The following is a 24878-nucleotide window of genomic DNA, read 5'->3' on the forward strand; positions in this document are numbered from 1 at the left end:
TGCTTTTTCAAGGGTTTAGAAGCTCAGGCCGAGCGAGATCGAGAATGAGCGCTGGAATGGATAGCTGAGGCCTCGTTCCTGCTTGATATTCGAGAGGCGGAATATGTCGTTCATATAAGCGCGGATGTCAAGTGACGATGCCCCGATAGTGCGGAGGAAAGGCATTGTTGTGGTGCGATAGCCAAAATTTATAGACGCGCAGCTGAGAGTGTGCTCTGTAGCCACGAAACGGCTGCTCTTATAGGTGGTCGATGTATCGTCGATTCGCTTGTATTTTGCGATATCGCCGGGCTTTTTCCAGCGGTCTGTCAGAGCGCGGAGGTCCTGGTTGTATCTGAGAGCCGATTTGGAAATGTTCTCTACTTTCTCCATCAGAGTGCTCAGGAAGATTTCAGCTCCGGAGCGGAAGGAGAATGTGGTTCCGAACGAGAATCCCTTATAGAGGAACGAGGTGCTGAGCGCGCCCGTGAAATCGGGGTTCGTATCTCCGTAAAGAACTTCGTCTTCAGAATTCCATTCGTAAGTATAGGTGCCGTCCTTGCGGATGAAAATTTCGTTACCGGTAGCAGGGTCGATGCCGGCCGAACGGACAATGTAGAGTCCGGATATGCTCGCACCGTCATACATGCGTTCGAGGCTCGAACTTCCTCGTCCTGATTCATTATACTGGTCAAGCTGGTTGCCGATCTTGTAATACTTGGTTGTATTGTGGTTGATGTTACCGTTGAAATACCAGTTGAGGTCAGGAGTACGGAATACATAGAAGGTGGCGTTAAGGCTTATCGAGCGGTTATCTGTGCCACCGATATTCATCGGAGCGGACGATGCACCGGTCGAGTGCGGCAGAGAGATGCGCACCAGTAGCGGATCGGTGATACGAGCCTGGTAAGAGGTGCTGAGCATAAGTTTCTGCTGGAACATATTAGCGCTGAGACCCACGTTATAGGTATTGGTCTTCTGCCATTTCAGACCGTTGTTGCCCCACTGGCTTACAAGTGCTGCCAGGCCGAAGGGGTTGGTGTAGTCATTAAAGTAATCATAGATACTTGACGCGAGCTTGGCATCATAGTTCTGGTTGCCAGGATTACCGTAAGAGGCATTGAGTTTCAGGTAGGAGATATATTTGTTGGGCTTGAACCATTTTTCGTTGTGTACGTTCCAGCCCACACCGATTGACCAGGTGTTGGTGAAGGGATCGTCGATACCGAACTGAGAGGCACCGCTGCGCGAGAGGTTGATGTCCATGAGGTAGCGCATGTCCCAGGCGTAGTTAAGGTTGGCGTAATAGCTGACGTTGCGGCTGTGGGTGTCAGTCGAACTTGGCCTGCCGCCTTCGGGATAGCCTACGGAGAAGTTCGGGTTGGAGAACTGGTCGTTGAGATAACCCTGCACACCATAAGAATGGCCTTTGGTATGGTTGTCGGATATCTGCATACCGGCCACCACGTTCAGGGTGTTGACGCCCCAGTATCCGCCGTAGGTGGCATTGAGGCGGCCGCTATAACGAGTGTTTGTCTGGTTGGTGTTGTTATACGAACCGCGCTTTCTGGGTTCCAGTCCGTCCTGAGAAGTTTCATTGGGCGAAACGTATGTCTCGTTGGTTGTCTTCGAAGTCGAATACTGGAGGTTACCGCGCAGACGCAGCTGACGGGTGGCGCGCCATTCAAACTGGAAGTTGTCAGTGATCGACATTATGTCACCCTTGCGATAGCTTCCCTGACGGAAATCCCAGAGCGGGTTCCAGATAGTCTCCCCACCTACGCTGGTGTCTTTATAGACGTATTTCGGAACCTGCCCGTCTTCTGTATATTTTTCATAGAAGGGGTTCATCTTCGCAAAAGCTGAGAATGCCACTGTTTCCTGGCTTGAGCCTGTATGCGAGATGGTGGTCTGGTTGGTGAAGTTGAAGTTGTCTACACGGTAGGAAAGAGTGATGTTGCCGTTGATCACATCGCGGTCTGAATTCTTCATGACACCCTGAGTCTTGTTGTAGGCCAGACCGGCTCCATAGCGGAATGCCTGGTCACCACCTTCTATATATACGTTATGGCTCTGGGTGTAGGCGGTACGCAGAGGCTCGTTCATCCAGTAGGTGTCATAGCCTTCCTTGACGAGGCGCAGGCGTTCAAGGTAGAGCTCGCGCTGTGGCTCAGCGATAGGAATGCCGTTTTCGTCAAGTCCGACAGTCGGGCCGCTAATTGGGGTATAGTTGTAAACACCTGAGAGACGTTCGAACTCAAGCTTCTGGGCTGCGTTCATGAGGTTGTAGTCGCTAAGGTCGGCCCATGCCACCTGAATAGATCCGTTATAAGTCAGACGCAGGCGGCCGGCGGTCGGCTTCTTGGTTTCGACCACAATCACACCGTTGGCGGCCTTCGAGCCGTAGATGGCTGTAGCGGAGGCATCCTTAAGTACAGATATGCTTTCCACACGGTCCATGTTGAGGTCACTGATTGTCTGAAGAGTTGTTTCGAAACCGTCAAGAATAAATAGAGGCTGGTTGGGGTCAGCTTCATATTCCTGGCTCAGAGCCTGGACATTCATCTTACCGTTGATCGAAATGTCAGCCAGAGCATTGGGGTCTGAGCCGAAATCGACATTCTCGGCAAGAACCACAGAGGGGTCGAGAAGAGCAAGGCTCTTCAGCACTCCCTGGGGAGCTATCTGCTTGAGATCTTCTGAGTTAAAAGTAGAGACCGTACCGGTAAAGCTTTCGATATTACGGGTATAGATACCGTTCACCACAACTTCCTGCATTGTTGCGGCATCTGTTTCAAGTCTCACTGTGACGGATTTGCCAGCCTGAACGCGCACTTCCTGCGGCTTCATGCCGATATAAGTGACGCGGAGTGTACAGGTGGTCTTATCCTTAAGACCGATGGTAAATTCGCCATCAGCATTTGTGGCGGCACCACTGCCCTTTTTGCCTACGACCATTACAGTCACGCCTGGGAGCGGCTCGTCTTCATCGTCGATCACGACGCCTCGGAAGTAGTTAAGTTTTTCACCTGCATCCGGCTTCCTTCCCTGAGCCACTGAGGTTTCCACCCCAAACAACAGGAAAACAAGACACAGAGCAAGAAGCTTGACTCCGTTAATTCTCATACTTTCGATAAGGTTAAATTTACTTGATTGGTTTATTTTTCATGTGTAGGTATGCCCAATAGGACAAACAGCGACATTGCAAATATAGGTAATGAATTTAGATTAAACAAACTTTTGCTTAAAAAAAGCTACCAAATCATACTAAATCTGAATGTCCAGAAGATCTTTATCGACAAAATGACAGCGGTTAACACTCTTTTAACACAAAAGGGTTAAAATTAACATTATCTCAACCATTCCGGCAAGCACAAAGACACCTGGGCTGGTCCGGAATTCGCCGGCTCTCTCCCTGCCGGCATATTAAAGAAATTTTTCATCAATTTATAGCCAAGGGTCGAAATCTTTTCCGTATATTTGCAAAGGATAAACTTCCAACAGCCAATTTTTATCATTCAATTCTATAAATTTCCAAAAATCAATTTCTTATGTCAAAGGTTACAGTTGTAGGCGCCGGTAATGTGGGCGCTACTTGTGCTGACGTGCTCGTAAAGCAGGGCATTGCTGACGAAGTGGTTCTTCTCGACATCAAAGAAGGTGTTGCTGAAGGAAAGGCTATGGACATCATGCAGACCGCCAACATTCTCAACATCAACACCCGCCTGGTAGGTGTCACCAACGATTATGAAATGACTGCCGGTTCTGATGTTGTTGTCATCACCTCCGGTATTCCCCGCAAGCCCGGCATGACCCGCGAAGAACTCATCGGCGTAAACGCAGGCATTGTGAAGTCTGTTACCGATCAGCTCCTCAAGCACTCTCCCAACGCTATCATTGTCTGCATCTCGAACCCGATGGACACCATGACCTACCTCATCCACAAGGTGAGCGGTCTGCCCAAAAACCGCATCATCGGCATGGGCGGTGCTCTTGACAGTGCACGCTTCAAATATTATCTCTCTCTCGGCCTCAACGCCAATCCCAACGAAATCGAAGGCATCGTGATCGGCGGCCACGGCGACACCACAATGATCCCCCTCGTGCGCTATGCCGCTTACCGCGGTGTTCCCGCCACCAACTACCTCCCCGCAGAGCAGCTCGCCAAGATCGCTGCCGACACTATGGTGGGCGGTGCCACTCTCACCAAGCTCCTCGGAACATCTGCATGGTATGCTCCCGGTGCGGCTGGAGCACAGGTTGTCAAGGCCGTTCTCCACAACGAAAAGAAACTCATCAGCTGCTCAGCCCTTCTCGATGGCGAATACGGTGAAAAAGACCTCTGCATCGGTGTTCCATGTATCCTCGGCAAGGACGGCATCGAAAAGATCGTTGAATTCGATCTCAATGATGAAGAAAAAGACCTCTTCCACAAAAGTGCGGAAGCTGTCCACAAGACAAACGCCGCTCTCGCCGGTGCTCTCTGATAGATTTTCCGGATGGTCTGTGGCCGCTTGAGGCCGCATGACCGGTTCAGAATAAACCGACAGCCCGCACTTCTCTGCCCGCAGGAGCCTCAGCTCTCTGCCGAGCCGCTGAAGTGCGGGCTTTTTATAAACAATTCAAAACAAATGCCACCAGGGCAACCAATCAAACTCTATTGACTATGACATTCAGGCGCCTCACTCTCTCCGTCTCTCTCTGCCTTTGCCTCTGCCTTGCAGCCTGCGGGAACAGAGAAAAGTCTTCAGCTTCTCAGTCCGAAGCGACCACCACTGCAGCACCTGCCAAGGATGCTCCGCTTACCGCTATCACTCCCCACGAAACCCTCCCTACCATCATCGACTTCAACGCCGTCTGGTGTGGTCCATGCCAGCGCTTCACACCTATTTTTGAAGAAGTAGCCAAGGAATATCATGGCAAAGCCATATTCATGTCAGTCGATGTCGACAAATCGTCCGAACTCGCCCGCATGTTTGAGGTCAGCTCCATCCCTCAGCTGACCATACTGATGCCTGACGGCACGGTCAAATCGGCTGTCGGGTTCATGGAGAAAAGCCAGTTTATAGACTTCATCACCCCTTACCTGCCGAAATAACAGGAGTTGTCCCATAGCCGGGTAGCTACGCCTGACGCACGCATGCCCGGAGCCTGACCCGGCAACCTCCATACATATATTATTATAATTCCGGCCCACAGACGCAGACCATTTTCTGCGACCTGCGGACCGGAATAATGTTTTGCAGCCAACTGTTCTGTCTGAACTCCCTACAGATCAATCTGCTTATATGCTACACGCTGACGACGCCAGGTGTAGACGCAATGTACCTTCCCGTCACGCTCCTGGATGATGGCCGGATAGGAATACTGGCTGACCGGCGAATTTTCAAGCATCAGTTCATGACGCCATGTCTCACCATCGTCACTAACAGCTATGCACAGCGGAGTCCGTCGGCACCGGGTGCTATTCCGGCAAGATGCTCGAAACACCACGGCAGCAGATCGCCGAGCAGCATCACATGATTGCCGCTGTTCATCGACGGCGCGGCCTTGTCGCCGTTCCAGAGTTCCCAGATGGTAGTCGCCCCGTTTTTAGTCATATATCCCCATGACGGATAGCTTTTATTGGTGGCTATCAGATAAGCCACATCGGCAAACCCGTTGTCAGACAATCCCCTCAGCAGCCATGAGATACCTATCACGCCACATGGCACATGGCCATTGTTGCGGGTGATGACATTTGCCACTACCTGCCTGGCCACTTCACCGCGCAGAGAGTCAGGCACGATGCCGAATGCCATAGGGAGCAGATTGGCGGTAGCAGTGTTGTTGCCATAGTAGACGCTGTCAGGGTAAAGCGGATGGCCGGGCACCGGCGATGTTCCGCGGTGGCATGTCAGGAAGCGGGCGTTAAAGGCATCCACAGACTTTAAACACAGTGCATCCCACTCGGCGGCATCTGCTTCACGCCCCTGGTGAAGGGCAAAATCTTTCGCTCAGATTTTAACTATTGTTATGAAACGCCCTCTTACTGAAAATCCGCGAGATTTTCACACCGCCAGTCAGCAAACAACCATTCTCAGCATGAGAGCACGGAAGGTAACCTGCTTCCGGCTATCCCCCCACCCCACATTCTAATCGCCGAGGAGTTCTTCAAGATAATCATAAAAATCCTCTCCCTCGCCACTGAAAGAGCGCAGAACCACTCCGTCAGGATCAATGACAACCTTGGTAGGATAGGCTTTCACATTATATGCGGCTTCGACAGTGCGGTCATCGCTGATCACCTGTGTCCAGAGCATACGGTTCTTTTTCAAGGCGCTTCGCCAGCCTTCTTCCGTGTCAGAGCAGGCTATGCTGACTATATTGAGACGGTCGGCATAGCGTTCATGACACTTTTTCATTCTCGGAATACCTCGGATGCACCATATGCACCACGATCCCCAGAAGTCAATCACGGTATATTTCCCTATCAGCGAATCTGACGGGAAAGTGCCACCCTCCGGCTTGCGCAGTCTGAACGGCGGCATCTGCCGTCCCTGCGCAAGCAGTGCCGCAGGACGGTTTTTGGCAGCCATCCTCTGAAGTGACATCAGTTGCATCACCTTAAGATCCTGCGCGATCTTGCACCCGAACCGGCCGCCACGGACTTCCGGCTCCAGGTTCTCAATTGCCGCTATGCCCCATCTGTCATCCAGTTGCACAAGACTGTAGGCCGCCTCGCTTTCCGGATGCGACATGACATAAGCCTCGCGCACAGCCCGGTAACGGTCATTGATCTGCTGTTCGGATTTCTGGCGCCCGCGCAAGAGCGCCACTCTGTCACCCCCGGAGGCAAGCCCGTCATTATATTCCATGACGGCAGCCGCGAGCTCCTCCTGAAAAGGACGCACAAATTCCCTGACCTTGGCCAGATCTTCGTAATATTCACTCCCGCCCACTTTCACTTTATAAAGCTCCTGCTCACGGCGAAGATCTCCCCTTAAAACAAGAGTCTCGTCAGGCACAAGAAATATTGAAAATCCTTTGTTGTCCTTCTCTGGCACAGACTTAAGCCTTATCCGGGCAAGCCAGGCATTTTTCAGAGATGCCGAAAACTCAAAATAACCATCCCTGACCGGCACGCGCTTACGCACCATCTTCCTGTCAGGTTCAAAAGAGATGTATTCGATCAGCAACACATCCTTGTCCACTCCATCCAACCGTCCGGACATGACAAAATTATCCTTTCCCCACCCCCTGACAGCTGTCAGCAGCAGAGCGGCGACCACAATTATAATGCGGACCATGCGTCCGGCAGTCAGTGTAAAAACTTTATCCATCGTCAGTCGGTCTTCTGTTAGCTTTCTGCAAAAATAATTATTTCCTGCATCCGGGCCAAATCCCAACGGCCATGCCGATAAGTAACTCTGAAAAATTAATTAGATCATCCATAGGAGCTACTTATGTCCATTATATCGCTTAATTTTGAAGAGTTACTTATAACGGATTGTTTAATACCAAGCTATAAAAAACAGTCACGGCCTGCCGGAACCGGCGGGCCGTGACCTTATCAAGTCATTGCTTTCGCGTGAAAGCAAGAGTTATGGTTTTTAGAGCTGGGGGCCAGCAGCAACGAGAGCCTTGCCTGCTTCGTGGCCTTCGAACTTCTTGAAGTTGTTGATGAACATTTCAGCGAGTTTGTCAGCCTTCTTGGTCCATTCTGCGGGATCGGTGTAGGTGTCGCGCGGATCAAGGATCTTGGGATCAACACCGGGGAGTTCGGTAGGAATGGTGAAGTCGAAGATGGGGAGCTGCTTGGTGGGAGCCTTGAGGATAGAACCGTCGAGGATAGCGTCGATGATACCACGGGTGTCGCGGATAGAGATACGCTTGCCAGTACCGTTCCAGCCGGTGTTCACGAGATATGCCTTTGCGCCGCTCTGTTCCATACGCTTAACGAGTTCTTCAGCGTATTTGGTGGGGTGGAGCGAAAGGAAGGCTGCGCCGAAGCATGCAGAGAAAGTGGGAGTAGGCTCAGTGATGCCACGTTCTGTACCGGCGAGCTTGCTGGTGAAGCCTGAGAGGAAGTAGTACTTGGTCTGTTCCGGAGTCAGGATAGAAACGGGAGGAAGCACACCGAATGCGTCAGCCGACAGGAAGATGACGTTCTTTGCGGCAGGACCGCGAGAAGGAACGATGATGTTCTTGATGTGGTTGATGGGGTAGCTTACGCGGGTGTTCTCGGTAACGCTCTTGTCAGTGAAGTCGATCTTGCCGTTAGCGTCAACAGTAACGTTTTCGAGAAGAGCGTCGCGAGTGATAGCGTTGTAGATATCGGGTTCGCTTTCTTTGTCGAGGTTGATGACCTTGGCGTAGCAGCCGCCTTCGTAGTTGAAGACACCGTTGTCGTCCCAGCCGTGTTCGTCGTCACCGATGAGCAGACGCTTCGGATCGGTTGAAAGGGTGGTCTTGCCTGTGCCTGAGAGGCCGAAGAAGATAGCGGTGTTTTCGCCCTGCTTGTCGGTGTTGGCCGAGCAGTGCATTGAAGCGATGCCGCGGAGAGGGTTGTAGTAGTTCATGAGTGAGAACATACCCTTCTTCATCTCGCCGCCATACCAGGTGTTGATGATGAGCTGCATGCGTTCGGTGAGGTTGAAGGCAACGCAGGTTTCAGAGTTGATTCCGAGTTCTTTCCAGTTCTCAACCTTAGCCTTTGAAGCGTTGAGAACAACGAAGTCGGGCTTGAAGTTCTTGAGTTCTTCTTCGGTGGGACGGATGAACATGTTGGTCACGAAGTGAGCCTGCCATGCCACTTCCATTACGAAGCGTACAGAAAGACGAGTGTCGGGGTTGGTTCCGCAGAATGCGTCTACAACATAGAGAGGCTTGTCTGAAAGTTCCTTGTCGGCGATTGCCTTGAGGGCTTTCCAGGCTTCGGGAGTGATGGGCTTGTTGTCATTCTTATACTCTTCAGAAGTCCACCAGATAGAGTTTGCGCTGGTTTCGTCCTTCACGAAGAATTTGTCCTTGGGCGAACGGCCGGTGTAGATACCTGTCATCACGTTGACAGCACCGAGTTCAGTTTCCTGACCTTTTTCGTAGCCGGTGAGCTCAGGGTTGGTTTCGTCGATGAAAAGCTGATCGTAGCTGGGGTTGTGGATCACCTTCGCACCGGTGATGCCATACTGGGATAAATCAATTGTACTCATTGTCGTTAAAGTAGAGTGTTTGATATGAAATTGATAATTATTGTTCCTAAAATTGATAATCTTTTAACCTTGAGGAAGGTCCTTTTTATCCGCTTGCAAAGTTACTTACTTTTTTCGGTATAGAGCCGGCAAATTAAAGAAATTTTTCTCTATTAATAATTTTTAATTAAATTGCTGCTTTCAAGGTCTGACAGATAGTCGTTACGCTCTTGCACGCTGTCCATAAGACACAACCTGCGACACCTATGATTGGTTCAGTTATGCACTGGCCCACAAAGCCTTTTTGTTGTTTTTTAACAATTCGCAACCCCTTCTTTTTCCACGGCTCCCTCCTTACCGCTGAGCATACCGCATGCAGCCTCGATGTCCTCGCCGCGCGATGTGCGGATGGTGGCGGTCACGCCGAGCTCATTGAGACGGTCACGGAAACGCTCCATTGTTTCCGTGTCTGCCGTGACATGGTCGAAACCCGGAATAGCATGGAAGCGGATCAGGTTGACACGGCAGTCCACCCCTTTGAGCAGACGCGCCAGCGCATCAGCATGGCGAAGATCGTCGTTCACCCCCCGCCACATTATATATTCGGCCGAAAGCCTGCGCTGATGGGCAAAGTCGTAATTCTTCATCACACCCATCACTCCCGCCACCGGGAAAGCCTTCTCAACCGGCATCAGATCTTCGCGTTCCTGCTTGAACGGCGAGTGGACACTGATGGCCACATGCACCTTGGTCTCGTCAAGCAGCCGGCGCAGACCGTCAAGCTTTCCGATGCTCGACACTGTGATGCGCTTCGGACTCCAGGCCAATCCCCAAGGCGCGGTAAGCACCTCCACCGCTTTCAGAACCTCTTCTATATTGTCCATAGGCTCCCCCATCCCCATGAACACTATGTTTGTAAGCGTCCGGCTCTCCGGAATAGCCATCACCTGATTGATGATGCCTGCCGCCGTGAGATTGCCGTGAAAACCCTGGCGCCCCGTCATGCAGAAGCGGCAGCCCATACGACACCCGGCCTGCGATGACACACACAGAGTGGCTCTCTCGCGGTCGGGAATATAGACTGCCTCAACATCGCGCCCACCGGCACCCCCGTCAAGAAAATCAAAGCCCTCCCCGCGTGTAGCGAAAAGATACTTCACTGTACCGTCGGTCGACCGAGCCTCGGCTATCGGTGCCTGCAGCCCCACACAATAATGCTCTTCAAGCCACTCACGCGAAGCCTTAGGCAGTTCGGTCATCTCGGAAACAGACTGCGAGCGGTTCACATAAAGCCTCCGCGCAATCTGCTTTGCGGCAAAACGGCGGAGTCCGGCCTCAGCGGCCACAGATTCAAGTTCACCAAGAGTCATGCCGATCAACGGCTTGCGGACCATATTCTGCTTTTCCATAAATTCAGAGCATATAAGCAACTCTTTCGAGTTAAAAATTAAACGATAAAAACGTGTTTCCTTCTTGAAAAAACGAGCCGCCTCATCCGGGAAGCGTCATGGAGTTGCGCTCAGACACACCTTTCCGAGCATTCGAAGCAAGCAGAGACAGCCATTTCAAGGTTGCTTAAGAAGCATTTCGATGCAAAATTACAAAAAAATCCGCCAAAATTTTGCTAAACTCAAAAATACTCCCTATCTTTGCTCCCGCAAAAGTGAAAGGGGTATTAGCTCATCTGGCTAGAGCGCGACACTGGCAGTGTCGAGGTGAGCGGTTCGAGTCCGCTATACTCCACCAAAGCGAATCGAGAATATCGGTTCGCTTTTTTGTTATATCATTATAAATGATTATATTTGACTTTGAATTGAAGGAGCATAGCGAGCTATGTGACTGAAATTAAGAGCCATAGCCGCTTAAAACTTTCGGAGGCGATTGTATTGTCTTTTTGGAAATAGGATATTCCATTTGTAAAAAATTTTATGTTACCTGAGCCTTGGTGTCTCTTTTGCTAAATTGTTGAAGCTCGTCAGTCGCATAGCTCGCTATGCTTCTTCCTCCCTTCCAACAATTTATCTAAAAGATACACCACTCAGATTTTAACTCTTGTTATGAAACACCCTCTAAAAAATCAAATAGCGTCAATTTTGCAAAATTGACGCTATTTGATGCTATCCGGTTAAAATGTTCTTGCCCCTGCAGATGGAGAGACTGGCTGTGATCAGATGCTGATGCAGGCGCGAGAATTCTGCATCAGAAGCAGCTGCTGCCGTCGAAGCAGTGGGTGCAGAGCTGACACTTGGGCAATCCGATGGATTTGACAAGGGTTTCGATCGGGTTGAATTTCAGTGATGTCAGTCCGAAACGGTCGCGGATGATGGAGACCATCTTCTCATATTCCGGAGAGCCGGTAGTGGCATATTTGTCAAGATTTGCGTCAGGATCTCCTTCGAGTTCCTGGATCACGCGGCGTGTGATCAGCTCAAGGTCACTCTTTGACGCCGAGAAGCCTACGAAAGGACAGCTGTAGACCAGCGGCGGGCAGGCGATTCGGATGTGTACTTCTTTCGCTCCGTAGTCATAGAGGATCTTGACGTTGTCGCGCAGCTGAGTACCGCGCACAATTGAATCATCGCAAAGCAACACCCGCTTGCCTTCGAGCATGGCACGGTTGGGGATGAGTTTCATTTTGGCTACAAGATCGCGCAGTTCCTGACGGCTGGGGGTGAAACTGCGGGGCCAGGTGGGAGTATATTTGGATATTGCGCGTTTGTAGGGCACTCCCTTTCCGTCAGCATAACCGAGAGCCATTCCGACACCGGAATCGGGGATTCCGCATGCGCAGTCAACCTCAGAGTCATCGGTCTGTCCCATTTCATAGCCCGACTGATAGCGCATGTCTTCGACGTTGCGGCCCTCGTAGCTTGATGTCGGGAAGCCATAGTAGACCCACAGGAAAGAGCATATCTGCATGCGCTCGTTGGGCTTGCGCATCTGCTCAACACCGTCGGCGGTCAGGCGCACGATCTCACCGGGACCGAGATAGCGGTCAATCTCGAAGTCGAGATTCGGAAAACTGCTCGACTCGCTGGTAGCGGCAAATGCGCCATCTTTACGGCCGATGACGATCGGAGTGCGGCCCCACTTGTCGCGGGCAGCGATGATGGCTCCGTCATCAGTCAGGAGAAGCATCGAGCATGAGCCCTTGATCTTGTTGAAAACGTTTTCAATACCTTCGGTAAAGTTCCTGCCCTGAATGATAAGCAGGGCTATCAGCTCGGTCTGGTTCGTATTGCCGGAGCTGAGTTCGCCGAAATGCATGTTGCCTTCAAGCATTTCTTTTTCAAGTTCCTTGATATTGGCGATCTTGGCGACTGTCACTATCGCAAACTTGCCGAGATGTGAATTGATCACTATCGGCTGCGGGTCGGTATCGCTTATGACCCCGATGCCTGCGTTGCCACGGAATTTTCCGAGATCAGATTCGAACTTGGTCCGGAAATAGGTATTTTCCAGATTGTGAATTGACCGGCAGAACTGCCCGTCGGCAGCATCGAAAGTAGCCATACCGGCACGGCGTGTACCCAGATGCGAATTATAGTCCGTACCGTAGAAAAGATCGGTCACGCAGCTTTGTCTGCCTACCGTTCCAAAGAAACCACTCATGGTGTTACAGAGTTTGGCTAAAAATTAAGAACTGTGATAATTATTCTAGCGCAAAGGTACGCATTTTTTCTCAGAGAAACATTATATTTGCATAGTTCAAATCCGGATTCTCATTCCGGCTATGTCAAAGATATTTCACAAACATCTCATGGTATCTCCCCTGTGAGTCATCTCTGGCCGGATATGCCTTTTACCACATGGCTGATCTCAAATTATACGACATCATTGACCTGGAACCGCTGCGCCGTTACATACTGACCAACGGCGAACGCCGCAGCTACCGCCGGCGGCAACACTTCTGCACCCTCAGCCGGCCAGCGCAGGAAATAGGTCTGGTAATTTCCGGCGGATTCGCATTCTCGCGCCCTGACTACAAAGGAGACCGCCAGATACTCTCGCTTGCTTTCACAGATGAAATAATCGGAGCCTACATAACTCCTGATTTTTCACGCCGCTCAGGCTTTGACATCACCGCCATGTGCGATTCTGAAGCAGCGGTGGTCAGCCTTGATGCCATGACTGACTATATCGACCGCGAGCTTCCGGGCTTCCGCCTGCAGTTCACCACAGCCATAGCCACGAGTTTCATGCTGCGCGGCATAGCCTACCGCTGCGAATCTCCCGAATCGCGCTACCTTGAACTGCTCAGACGCCTGCCTCATATCAACGGACAGATGTCAAATACCGCCATCGCATCCTATCTCGGGATAGCCCGCGAGACATTTGTGAGAATGCGCTCCAGACTGAATGACCAAATAAGAGATTCTGACCAAAACGGTGACACAGATCAGAGTTTCTGATCAATTATTCTTCTGCAGGTGTGATTTAAGTCACACTTTTTTTACTTTCTGATGGCTAACTTTGCAGTAGACATCTTCCAGACTTTCTGCAAATAACCAATCAGAGACTCTCCGCTATGCTGAAAAAACTGCTTCCCATCGCCTTACTGCTGACATGCCACACCTTTGCGACACATGCAGCCAAACCCGACGAGAATGTGGTCATTACCTCCGGCATCGAGGAATACCGCTTCGTGCAGGGCAAAAACGGACCTGAGATAAAACACTCCACAACCCTGGAATATCAGGCCACACGACGCTCCGAGCGCATCAGGCCTCACATATTCCACAGCAACATCATCTCCCTCGACAAAGCTTCCGGAGGAAAAGCGCAATACCGCAACGCCAACTCTCCGACCGTATTTCATGATGACAGCAAAGTCTGCTATTTCGACATTCTGCTGGACCGCAAGGACCGCAAGGCCAAAGTGCAGTTCCGGCGCACATTCGCTGACGGCGCCCACTTCACCGGAGTGTTTCCCTCCGAGGAATATCCGGTGCGCTCGAAGCAGATCGTTTTCCATATACCTGCATCGCTGCCTGCCATAGAACTCGTCGACCGTCACTTCCCGGCATCAGGAATCACACGCGATGACCGGACCGCACCGGACGGATCACGGACAATCACCTATAACGTCAGCTCTCTCCCCGAAATACCTGATGACACACACCAGCCCTCCGCCCTGTCTGCACTGCCCCACATAATGGTCAGAGGCTACTTCCCTGACTGCGACTCGCTCTACCGCTACCACCGCCCCATGCTCGATGTCGACACCGTGATAGCCGGAGCCAGCGCGACAGTAGCCGGTCTGACAGACGGAGCCAAAGACCGCCTAGAAGCCATAGGCCGGATCTACCGCCATGTGCAGCAAAACATCCGCTATGTGGCATTCGAAGCCGGAGAGGCCGCCTATCGGCCGGACACCCCCGCCGAAGTGATGCGCAAGCGCTACGGCGACTGCAAAGGCATGTCGCTGCTGCTCGCCACCCTTCTCAACCGCGCAGGCATCGAGGCCCGCATAGCCGCCGTGGGCACCGATGTCATACCCTTCCGTATAGCCGAAGCGCCCTCGCTTGCAGCCACAAACCACATGATCTGCATTGTCCCCGACGGCGATTCATGGCTCTTCCTCGACCCGACCCACGAACAGATCTCGGCCCGCCACATCCCGGAATGGATTCGCGGCAAAGACGCCATGATGTTTACTTCTGAGGGCTACCGCATGATAGAAATCCCCTCGACATCACCCGTAGCATCTGCCGATATACTGAATTACAACTACAGGCTGACCCCCGACGGGCTCTCAGGCATAGCCTACAGACACTACTCCGAGGACATGGCCGAACACTTCATCAAGAGCTATGCCGAAGTCCCCGGACAGCACCTCAACGAACTGCTTGCCAAAGCCCTTGTCCCCACACAGAGAGCAGCAGTGCCGGCAGACAGCATCACATATAAAAAGGATACTCCGGGCGAAATCACCTTCTGGGCACCGATACTCAACACTGCGGCGCTCACAGAGGCCGACAACACAATCTATATCGACATGAACACCTCCGGCGATCCTCTGACATCACGCATCGACACCGACGAGCGCCGCAGCGACTACCAGTTTCCCATGACAGGACTGATCAAAAGGCGCACCACAGTCATGATCCCTGAGAATGTCGATGTCACACTCCCCGACAACTACCGCCACGAAGGTCCAATTGCCGACTTCAGCTGCATTTTCAGCCGCGAAGGGCAGAAAATAAACATGACCAAGACCCTCCTGCTGCACACCGCCCGCCTCCCGCTTCAGGAGATCCCGGACTGGAACAAGGCTGTCAGCACCTGGAACGAAGCCTGCAACCAGCAGATCGAGATAAGACTCAGAAACTGATCACCACTGACCGACATATATCATCACATTGCCAATCCGAACCGATATGAAAAAAGTAATTCTCACCACAGTCGCTCTGATAAGCGCCCTACTCTCCTACGCAGACAGCAAGGAGGATTACCGCCGGTTTACCGACACGATCCGCGCGGAAGTCTATGCAATGAAACTCCCGGCTTTCAACGTAAAGGAAATACCTGACAAATACCGCAACGAATCGGCCGTAATCAAAGCCATCTATGAAGATGTCGATGCCAAGAAGAAGACCGGCTTCGGCCGAATGAGCGGCACTCTGCGCTTCTCACGCAAAGCCCAGGTGCAGGGGTCGCATCTGACACGCATGCTCATACACGTAAATGACAAAGCCGCCCTTGAAAAGTATTCGGAATTCGATTTCAGCACCGACAAGAAGACTCGAAACTGGGACGGATACGCGAAAAACCGCCGCGCTATGGGCGTGCGCCTCATCAAGCCCGACGGCCGCACCGTTGACATCGACACCTCTGAATTCATCGAGGTGGAAGAGGGAAAGAAAGGAGAAAAAAAGAGCCGAAAACTCGCCATCCCCGGACTTGAGACCGGCGATGACATCGACGTGTTCTTCTACACCGAATCGAAACTCCAGAACGTCCACCCCGATCCGATGGTCTTCACCCTTCGCGATGAAGCTCCGATCATGAACTATCAGATCCACTGTGTGGTCGATGACAATCTCACCACACAATACCGCACCCTCAACGGAGCTCCTGATTTCACCGTCAGCCGCGACGAAGACAAGAACTATGTGCTCGACCTCGAAATGACCGACATCCCCAAGGAACCCCGCCTGTGGTACAACTCCGACCAGCAGTCGCCTATGGTCAAAATCCACATATTCAACCGCCGTAACAGCGATGACTTCACTCCGAGAAGCGCCCGCAAAGACGGACTTCACGCCAACCCTGACGCCACACTCATCCAGGAAGACGTCTGGGATGCCAGAAGCTGGTGGATGCAACCGGGATCTGTCAGCGGCTCCATGCCCCAGGAATATATCCGCGACGGCAAGAAGATCGGCAAGACCTTGCAGAAACTCATGAAAGATGGGAAAATTACGGCGCAGCAGGCCGCTGACTACACCTACAATATATTATGTTATATCTACATCGCCAAACGTGGCGCACTCAACAATTTATCATTCTCAAAGCAGTTCAATTACGACCTTTGCTCCTTCAAAATCCCGCAAGACCCCGGAATCTCTACCCGTGATTCCTATGAACCGCTTGACCAGCTCATCAATCTTAACCACACCTTGGTTTTTGCCAGAGTCAGCGGAGATCAGCCTCGCTACTACTTCCCGCCCGTAGGTGGCATTCTGGCGCCATCTGACCTGCCGCCGTCGCTCCAGGGCCGCAAGGTGCTGATGTGGCGAAAATACAAAGAACGCAAAAAGAAACCGACCACGGATGCCGACTACATAACTCTGCCTATGACAAGCGCGGCCGACAACCGCAACGTCACCTCCGTCGAAGCAACAATTGACGGCACCACACTCAGCATCAGGCGTGAGGAAGCATACACCGGAGCCACTAAATCCGGCGGCTTCAGAGTGCTCAGCGAAGAAGATATCAACGAGGGCTATAAAGCCTGGCTGAACCGCTACGGTCTGACCGTGGACATCAAAGAAAACAAAAAAGAGGCCGCCGACCGCCAGGAGCGCTATGCCGACGGACGCAACGAGCAAAAAAACGATTTCAAGGAGGAAATCAAAGCATATCACGGAACTGACGCCTCGGAATTCTCATCCGGAAGCGTCACCTCAATCGGCATCGACCCCTCAGATCCGGAACTCAGATACAACATCAGCTATACTATGGACAACCTCGTGAAGCGCGCAGGCAAAAACCTGATCCTCTCAGCCGGAAAACTTATGAGCGGACAGATCGAAGCCCTGCCGTCGGATCGCGGGCGCACAGACGACGTCTATCTCCGCACTCCGCGCGAATACGTCACCCGCATCAGCCTGAAACTTCCTGCCGGCTATAGCGTCAACGCCCGTTCACTCGCAGCTCTTGACACTTCGGTCAGCAACGAGACCGGAAGTTTCACGGTCAGCGCTTCAGCACCTTCGGCCGATCTCGTCAACATCGAGATCACCAAGCGTTACAATGCGCATCTCCTCTCTGCCTCTGACTGGAGCGACCTGCTCAAAGTCCTGGACGCCGCCAACACATGGCAAGGCTCCACTCTGATTCTCGATAAGAAGTAAGGTGCCGGTCACCCGCCGCTTCTTCGGGCATCCAAAGCTCCTCTGACGGTCCTCTGCCCCGCCACAACGCTCTTCAAGCGCGCTCCGGGTCAGAGGGCCGTTGCTTTTACCCAGACAAAACGCCATGACTGAGGCCGCTACATATGTGGCTCACTGCCGTGGCGGGCTATGGCAACGGTTTCAGCCTCCTCCACCTCCTGCTCGGTAGGCTCATAGCCCGGAACCCACTTCGACACCTGATCAGGCTTGCGGCCCTCTATCTGCCAGTCAAAAGGATAGAAATGAGCATCAGGATTACGCCATGACGGCTTACGTCTGGCATAGACCACAAGAGGAATGGCGAGGAAAACAGCCACACCTATAATGATTATACCCACGTAGACCACCGGCGAACCGGTAGAGATCTGTGACGGAGGCAGGAAACTCAGCACCAGCGCAAGCAAGGCTCCGAGAATGCCGAGCCCGCAGACAATCACCTCACCGACTTTTCCACCCGGAACTCTGAATCCGCGCTTGCGACCCGGAGCCACACGGCGCAGACGGATAAAAGCCCCATAGATCAGCAGCACCATGATCAGATATATTATGGTGGCCATCTGCGACATGATCTGATAGGCCGACTCCACGGTAGGCAGCACAATCAGCACCAGGCAAAGCAGCGACACAAACACACCCTCGATCAAGAGGATCGGCTTGTTGACACCATTTTTGTTCACTGTCTGAAGTGACCGCGGAAGATATCCCGACTGCGCTACGGCCATCAGGCCTGTTGCCGGACCGGTGACAAGAGCACTGATCTGCCCTATCACACCTATCATAATAAGCAGAGCCATCACATTGCCGAGCCAGCTCAGTCCGAACGAAGCCCACAGAGACTTATAAGCCACAAGCAGCGACTGCAGCAGATCGATATTGTCAGACGGTATGATGATGCCTATGGCAAGAGTGCCGAGCGCATAGACAGCCACAATCACTATTATAGCGAGAAAAACCGACTTCGGGAAATCTCTCGCCGGATTGCTCATGTCATTGATATGGACAGCCTGAAGCTCCATGCCCGCATAGAACAGAAATATCGAGGCGGCAAGGACTATTGTTCCGGCATTGCCGAAATCAGGGAAAAACGAAACGTCGGTGAGATTGACCTGCTTGCCGAGGCAGACATAGAGAACGGCAAGCACAATCAGCACTGCGCCGGGAATGATGGTGCCCACCAGGCCGCCGCAGGTACTCAGCAGGTTCGCCGAACGCTGTCCGCGGAAGGCGTTGAATGTGGCAAGCCAATACATCAGCATCGCTATCACAATAGTGTAGACCTTGTTCGAAGCCAGGGCAGCATCGAAACTTTCAGGCCAGAATATATAGGCTAATGAAGCCGCACCGAACATAAGCACGGTAGGGAACCATATCACTATTGTCTGCCACTCCAGATACATGGCCGTCCAACCCCATCGTGGACCGAAAGCCTCCGACACCCAACGGTAGAGACCTCCGCTCTTGGTATAGGTGGAAGCCAGCTCGGCACACACCAGCGAAAACGGCAGCAGAAACACCAAAGCCGCAAAAAGATAGTAGAATATCGACTGGACACAATATTTCGCCTCCGACGGCAACCCGCGAAGACTCAGAATCGACGTAACGATCAGGACAGCCATAGCCGCCATAGTGACTGATCCTTTGGCCGTCGATACGATTTTCTTACGTCCTGACGCCGTTACAGGCGATTCATCAGGCGTAGTGACAGATTTCTTGTTCATATTCATAAGCCTATTTTTGTATATTCATACCCAGACTTATTTTCAACGCACCCGCCTTGGCAAAGGTTTGCATAAGGCCAATGAATCAGCCATCTCACCTATATAAAAAAGCGCAGGCCTCGGATCTTGCGATCTGAAGCCTGCGGCTGAAATGTTCGTCGGGGTGGCGGGATTCGAACTCGCGACCCCCTGCTCCCAAAGCAGGTGCGCTAACCGGACTGCGCTACGCCCCGGAACTATGGCGCAAAGTTAGACATTATTTTTCAATTATGCAACCCCTGACACATGTGAACACCAAAAATCAGTGAAGAATCCGACAGACAGCGGTCAAAAATCAGGCTAAAAATTTCATTTATTGGAGAATATGTATTAATTTTGCACTTTGGAACGCGACAACGAGCTAAAAACAAGGCTTTTAGTCGCACCGGAATCTGAATAAATCAAAAACGAATCACATAACAATGGCAAATAACAAGCCCAACAACGAACAGATCCACACCTCTATCGACGAGGTAAACGACACTCTCACCGGCCTCGGCGAAAAGGTGCAGAGCAACCCTAAAATCATCGTATGGTCGTGCATCGCAGTGGCCGCAGTCGTAGCAGCTGTCCTGATCTACGTCTATGCCATCCGCCAGCCCGGACAAAACGCCGCCAACAATGCCCTCGGCCAGGCCGACATGGAGCTTCTGATGGGCAACGACTCGATAGCCCTCGCCAAATACCAGCAGGTGGCAGCCGACCACGGCTACTCTGCCGGCAACCTTGCCAACCTCAACGCCGCTATCCTTCTCTACAAGCAGGGCAAATATGAGGACGCACTCAATCACCTTAAAAATTATGATGCCACAGAATCAATCATCGGCGCCGCTGCAAAATCACTTGAAGGTGACTGCTATGTAAACCTCAAGCAGTATCCCCAGGCCATCGAATGCTACAAGAGCGCAGTGAAGATCTCTGACAACAATCCCCACTACACACCCGCGTTCCTTCTCAAGGAAGCCACAGTGCTCCGCGAACAGAAAGACTACAAGGCTGAAGCCACCGTCTACGAGCAGATCGTAAAGGAATATCCCAACTACGGAGCCGAGATCGGTGTGGACATGCAGAAATATCTCGAACGCGCCAAAGACGCCGCTGCAAAATAAAGCACATCCAGCGCATTCAATTTCAAACAACAATACAGACGCTTGCCCTGCCGACCGGCTAAACACGGTCCTGGGCAAGTGTTTTTTTCAACAGACATCAGGCAATTTATTTAATTATACATCAGACACCAATTATAATCCGACACCCTTAATTATCTTTCATATGCCTTCCAAATCATTACACATGAAACAAATTTACCGCTATTTAATGGCGGGAGCACTCCTGGCCTCCGGCCTGCAATGCCTACCGCTGCCGGCAAGTGCTGCCGTCTCAGATCCGGATGGAGCGGTTGAAAAGTGGAGCAACGCTTCAACATCACCCAAAATCATTGACATAAACTTTTCAGACACATCATGGCCCGACACATGGCCTAAGGACCCCTCCAAACCGGACAAATGGACCGGAAGAGCGTGTCCGGAATGGGCTGATGACACCTATGTCAACGCCATAATAAACGTGCCGGTCATCGGGACAGAAGGAGTGACCTATCCGGTGCTGTTCCACAACTGCACCTTTGCCACCAAAGCATCAAACGGAGGTTCTGCGGCCGCTACTGCCGCATTCAGCCGCCAGTTCTACCACAATGAATCGGCCCCTGGCAGACCCGACTATGGGTACAACGACTGGAAAAGTCCGGGCCACACGGTGATGCTCGAAGACAATGTGGTTTATGAAAACGGCCGTCCGGTCAAAGGCGAAGCAGGCTTCGTGCAGATGTGTCGTGGAGCCTCTCTTGACAAGACCTCCTCTCTCCACGGATGGATGGAGATAGACCACATACCTTATGTGGAACGCATCCAGTGGTCATGGTCATCCACTTCATGGGGCAGAGGCATAAAGTGCGACATCAAAATCGGTGACGGAGAGTGGAAGCCGCTCGTCTGGGCCGGTTCCGAAAAGCAGAAACAAGGCTGGACCGTATTCTCCGACCAAGGTTACTTCATGGAAAATATCATTGACCGTCATGACGTGTCACTGCGCTGGCGCGTGTGGGACGGCGACGGCAAGGCTAATGCCGATGACCAGGTGCAGAAAGCGCCGTTTGACTGGCAGGCCATAGACCCGCTGGCAACGAAGCAGGCACCGAGAGTTCACAAGCTCCAGATATTCGGCGACCGCATAAGCGCCGAGCAGGCCGACTATGCCAAAGCTAATCCGGTAGGAGATGTGGGCGAACTCAGCGACCTCAGCAAATTCGGATTCACCCAGGAAGGCAACCAGAAGCCTGCGCCTGATGAAAACGCGCCCGTCACCCTGCTCTATGTCAATCCCGACGGTTCAGGCGACTACAGCACTATACAGGCCGCCATCAACGCCGTTCCTGACGGAACGAGAGGCATAATATACATAGCTTCAGGCATCTATGACGAAAACATCTACGCCGGCACCAAGGAGAATCACAATAAATTCATCTCCCTCATCGGCGCCGATGCCGCAACGACTATTCTGACATCATCAGTCAACCGCGGAGGCTCAAGCGGCAACAGTTACACCGACTGCGCGGCCCTCAACGTGTTCACCGAACGCTTCTACGCCGAAAACCTCACCATCCGCAACACCTCAGGCAATGTCGGACAGGCCGAAGCACTCTACACCGCAGCGGACGCCCATCTGTTCAAAAACTGCATCCTCGAAGGCTTCCAGGACACATATAAAGCCAACACCGGTGCCCGCGGTTACTTCACCGGCTGCAAGATCAGCGGCTCAACTGACTTCATCTATGACGGAGGCCTGGAATGGTTCGAAGGCTGCGACATCATCTGCCTCTACAACCCCAATGGCGGCTACATCACCGCTCCTGCTGAAGCCGGACTGACCCTCAACCGCACATTCTATCCCGAACTCTCTGCACAGGCATTCCGCGCAGGGCTCTTCTTCAACAGCTGCAACATTATGGCCGGCGAAGGCACAGGAGCCTCAACCTATTACCTCGGCCGTCCCTGGAAGGTGAATTCCGGAAGCATGTTCCTGAACTGCCGCCTCGGCAATCACATAAAGGCTGAAGGCTGGAAAGACTGGAACGGATCGGAAAACTCAGCGTCGCTTTACGAATACAAAAACCTCAACGCCGACGGCTCTCCGGCCGACATTTCGCGCCGCGCCGCCTTCTCCAGCCAGGCTTCAGACGCGGAAGTCGCCGCCTACATCAGTCCTGAGTTCCTGTTCAAAAAAGCATCAGAGATACCCTTTGACTTCAAAGCAATACTAAGCGGCACCGCCGAACCCTGCAACTTCACCGTAAGCCCTTCGTCATTCTCCTGGGAGAGCGGAGAAGATGCAGCGGGTTACATCATATACCGCAACGGCAAAATGGAATGTCTGAGCGTGGAGACAAGCTATACGCTCCCCGCCGGAGCAGAAGCCTCTGAATTCAGCGTGGCATCCATTTCACGCCACGGCGTCACCACGAAAGCCGTCAGCGCAAGCGAAGCAGCCCGTCTCATGGCCTTCCCGACAGCCGAAGGATTCGGAAAATATGCCACCGGCGGACGTGGCGGCAAGGTGGTCAAAGTCACCTCGACTGCCGACGACGGCACAGCCGGAACACTCCGCTGGGCATTCGACCAGCACAAAGGCGAGCCACTGACAATCATCTTCGAAGTCAGCGGAGACATAGCTCTGGCAAGCCCCCTGAATGTGAAAAGAGCCAACTGGACCCTGGCCGGACAGACCGCTCCCGGCGAAGGAATCGTCATCACCCGTAACAAACTCAACGTTGGCGGATCACAGAACTTCATTGTCCGCAACATGCGTTTCCGCATCGGGCAGAAAGACATGTCAGGCCAGATCATAGCCAACAACGCCCTCGGAGCCGAAAACTGCTCGAACTTTATTTTCGACCACTGCTCCTTCGGATGGTCGACAGAGGAAAACATGAACACCGCCGACTCACACTTCCTGACCGTGCAGTATTCCATGCTACACGAAGGCCTCTATAACGCCGGCCACGTCAAAGACGAGCGCGGCTATGCCTGCCAGTGGGGCGGATCGCCTGCCACCTACCACCACAATCTTCTTGCCCACAACAATTCCCGTTCGCCACGTTTCAACGGAGCCCGCGGCGAGGACCACGTGGTGTTCATGGAATATGTCAACAACGTCAACTACAACTATGGCAAACGCGGAGGCTGCTATGGTGGCGAAAACACAGCTCCGGTGTCAAACTACACCGGACTGAACTCAGTCCATGAATGCAACTTCATAAACAACTATTACAAGCCCGGACCATGGTCAGACAAGACCCGCATCGAATTCGTAAACTCAAGCTATGCCCGCAGCGGAGCCACTTCATGGGGCCCGGCCAAATGGTATATCAACGGCAATATAGCCGAAGGATTCCCCTCGGCCAACGCCGACAACTGGACTGCCATAGCCGTTGAGGGAAGCTACACGCTTGCCGACATCCGCGCCGACCAGCGCATTGTCACCGCAACCCCCTGGTATCAGCACTCCGCCCTCGGTCCGACCGGCAGATATATACCGGAAAACTATATGCTTTATGACATACAGAGCGCCGAAGAAGCCTTCAAGACCGTAGTCGAGAAAGCAGGCACCATCAACCGCGACAAAGTAGAACGCCGTGTGGCTGACGATGTGAAAAACGGCAAGGTCACATTCAGCGGTGACTTCGCAGGCGCCGGGATGGGCATGATCGACACCGAAGCCGATGCCGAAGGCTTCTTCCCCTACCGCAGCGACTACACAGTTCCGGCCGACACCGATGGTGACGGAATGCCCGATGAATGGGAAAAGGCCAACAACCTCGACCCGACCACACCTGACAACAACCTGGTCAACGCTGAGGGCTACACCGCGCTTGAAGTGTGGCTCAACTCGCTGATGGGCGAACTCTCCGACAATGACTTCCGCGAAAGCTCGATCGGCAATATCAGTGTCGACAACCGAATAGACTATGATAGTGCGAACCGCAGCCTCCGCGTGGGCGAAACCAGCATAGGCGCTCTGCTTGAGGTCTACGGTATCGACGGTCGCCGCATAGCCATGCAGACCATCTCTTCAGCCGAGACAAGCCTCGCCCATCTGCCAGAAGGAATCCTGCTGCTGCGCGTCTCGTCACGCTCCATCACTCCCGTCACACTGAAGATCAAACTCTGAGAAGCTGTCTGACAGCAATCTATCGAAAATCATAAAACCTGCCGTCAACACGGAATCATGCGATGCTCACGCCTCTTTACAGAGCGGCCTGAAAAATCATCATGTTTATTCCGGTGGCGGCAGGTTTT

At 52.5% G+C, this 24878-nt stretch carries 14 protein-coding genes, 2 tRNA genes and 1 pseudogene; 8 read left to right on the forward strand and 9 right to left on the reverse strand.

Annotation, left to right across the window (positions count from 1 at the left end):
• Nucleotides 1-15: 15 nt before the first annotated feature.
• The gene (locus E7745_RS02940; protein ID WP_136408271.1) at nucleotides 16-3105 is read right to left on the reverse strand and encodes a SusC/RagA family TonB-linked outer membrane protein; all 3090 of its coding nucleotides are present in this window, start codon (nucleotides 3103-3105) and stop codon (nucleotides 16-18) included.
• A gap of 425 nt (nucleotides 3106-3530) precedes the next feature.
• On the opposite strand from E7745_RS02940, the gene E7745_RS02945 reads away from it, so the two are divergent.
• Together E7745_RS02945 and E7745_RS02950 are read left to right on the forward strand one after the other, a co-directional pair.
• Nucleotides 3531-4466 carry a malate dehydrogenase gene (locus tag E7745_RS02945; RefSeq protein WP_107032066.1) on the forward strand — a complete coding sequence of 312 codons (936 nt, stop codon included), beginning with the start codon at nucleotides 3531-3533 and terminating at the stop codon, nucleotides 4464-4466.
• Nucleotides 4467-4645: 179 nt separating this feature from the next.
• Nucleotides 4646-5077: a co-chaperone YbbN gene (locus E7745_RS02950; RefSeq protein WP_123398443.1), complete on the forward strand. Its 432-nt coding sequence runs from the start codon at nucleotides 4646-4648 to the stop codon at nucleotides 5075-5077.
• 170 nt (nucleotides 5078-5247) lie between these two features.
• Here E7745_RS02950 and E7745_RS02955 read toward each other — a convergent pair whose 3' ends face one another.
• The 5 genes and pseudogenes from E7745_RS02955 to rlmN form a co-directional block, all read right to left on the reverse strand.
• Nucleotides 5248-5472: an exo-alpha-sialidase gene (locus tag E7745_RS02955; protein WP_136408272.1), complete on the reverse strand. Its 225-nt coding sequence runs from the start codon at nucleotides 5470-5472 to the stop codon at nucleotides 5248-5250.
• Nucleotides 5445-5966 (reverse strand): annotated as a pseudogene (locus E7745_RS02960) (alpha-rhamnosidase); the annotation flags it as partial. The gene E7745_RS02955 and the pseudogene E7745_RS02960, both read right to left, overlap by 28 nt.
• 147 nt (nucleotides 5967-6113) lie before the next feature.
• Complete coding sequence (locus E7745_RS02965) at nucleotides 6114-7301, reverse strand: TlpA disulfide reductase family protein (RefSeq protein WP_123398441.1); 1188 nt, start codon at nucleotides 7299-7301, stop codon at nucleotides 6114-6116.
• 270 nt (nucleotides 7302-7571) lie between these two features.
• A complete protein-coding gene (pckA, locus tag E7745_RS02970) occupies nucleotides 7572-9170 on the reverse strand; it encodes a phosphoenolpyruvate carboxykinase (ATP) (protein ID WP_107032062.1) in 1599 nt (532 codons plus the stop codon).
• A 293-nt stretch (nucleotides 9171-9463) separates the two neighbouring features.
• Nucleotides 9464-10543 (reverse strand): 23S rRNA (adenine(2503)-C(2))-methyltransferase RlmN, encoded by a 1080-nt coding sequence (gene rlmN, locus E7745_RS02975; protein ID WP_107032097.1) that lies wholly within the window; start codon nucleotides 10541-10543, stop codon nucleotides 9464-9466.
• A gap of 275 nt (nucleotides 10544-10818) precedes the next feature.
• On the opposite strand from rlmN, the gene E7745_RS02980 reads away from it, so the two are divergent.
• Nucleotides 10819-10895: transfer RNA gene (locus E7745_RS02980), tRNA-Ala, on the forward strand.
• Nucleotides 10896-11348: 453 nt separating this feature from the next.
• Here the strand turns inward: E7745_RS02980 and E7745_RS02985 are convergent.
• Nucleotides 11349-12761: an amidophosphoribosyltransferase gene (locus E7745_RS02985; RefSeq protein ID WP_136408273.1), complete on the reverse strand. Its 1413-nt coding sequence runs from the start codon at nucleotides 12759-12761 to the stop codon at nucleotides 11349-11351.
• Nucleotides 12762-12958: 197 nt separating this feature from the next.
• Here E7745_RS02985 and E7745_RS02990 point away from each other — a divergent pair, with 197 nt between their 5' ends.
• The 3 genes from E7745_RS02990 (at nucleotide 12959) to E7745_RS03000 (ending at nucleotide 17728) form a co-directional block, all read left to right on the forward strand.
• The gene (locus E7745_RS02990; RefSeq protein ID WP_123398756.1) at nucleotides 12959-13561 is read left to right on the forward strand and encodes a Crp/Fnr family transcriptional regulator; all 603 of its coding nucleotides are present in this window, start codon (nucleotides 12959-12961) and stop codon (nucleotides 13559-13561) included.
• Nucleotides 13562-13677: 116 nt separating this feature from the next.
• Nucleotides 13678-15483 (forward strand): transglutaminase family protein, encoded by a 1806-nt coding sequence (locus E7745_RS02995; RefSeq protein ID WP_123398755.1) that lies wholly within the window; start codon nucleotides 13678-13680, stop codon nucleotides 15481-15483.
• Between the two features lie 46 nt (nucleotides 15484-15529).
• A complete protein-coding gene (locus E7745_RS03000; protein ID WP_136408274.1) occupies nucleotides 15530-17728 on the forward strand; it encodes a DUF3857 domain-containing protein in 2199 nt (732 codons plus the stop codon).
• Between the two features lie 137 nt (nucleotides 17729-17865).
• Here the strand turns inward: E7745_RS03000 and gadC are convergent, their stop codons facing one another.
• Together gadC and E7745_RS03010 are read right to left on the reverse strand one after the other, a co-directional pair.
• Complete coding sequence (gadC, locus tag E7745_RS03005) at nucleotides 17866-19485, reverse strand: putative glutamine/gamma-aminobutyrate antiporter GadC (RefSeq protein ID WP_136408275.1); 1620 nt, start codon at nucleotides 19483-19485, stop codon at nucleotides 17866-17868.
• A 158-nt stretch (nucleotides 19486-19643) separates the two neighbouring features.
• A tRNA-Pro gene (locus E7745_RS03010) sits at nucleotides 19644-19718 on the reverse strand.
• A 228-nt stretch (nucleotides 19719-19946) separates the two neighbouring features.
• On the opposite strand from E7745_RS03010, the gene E7745_RS03015 reads away from it, so the two are divergent.
• Complete coding sequence (locus E7745_RS03015) at nucleotides 19947-20633, forward strand: tol-pal system YbgF family protein (protein ID WP_107032057.1); 687 nt, start codon at nucleotides 19947-19949, stop codon at nucleotides 20631-20633.
• Nucleotides 20634-20817: 184 nt separating this feature from the next.
• On the forward strand, nucleotides 20818-24750 hold the full coding sequence (locus E7745_RS03020; RefSeq protein WP_168181965.1) for a pectinesterase family protein: 3933 nt from the start codon (nucleotides 20818-20820) through the stop codon (nucleotides 24748-24750).
• Nucleotides 24751-24878 lie beyond the last annotated feature (128 nt).

This window comes from Duncaniella sp. C9 (genome assembly GCF_004803935.1).
Taxonomy (GTDB): domain Bacteria; phylum Bacteroidota; class Bacteroidia; order Bacteroidales; family Muribaculaceae; genus Duncaniella; species Duncaniella muris.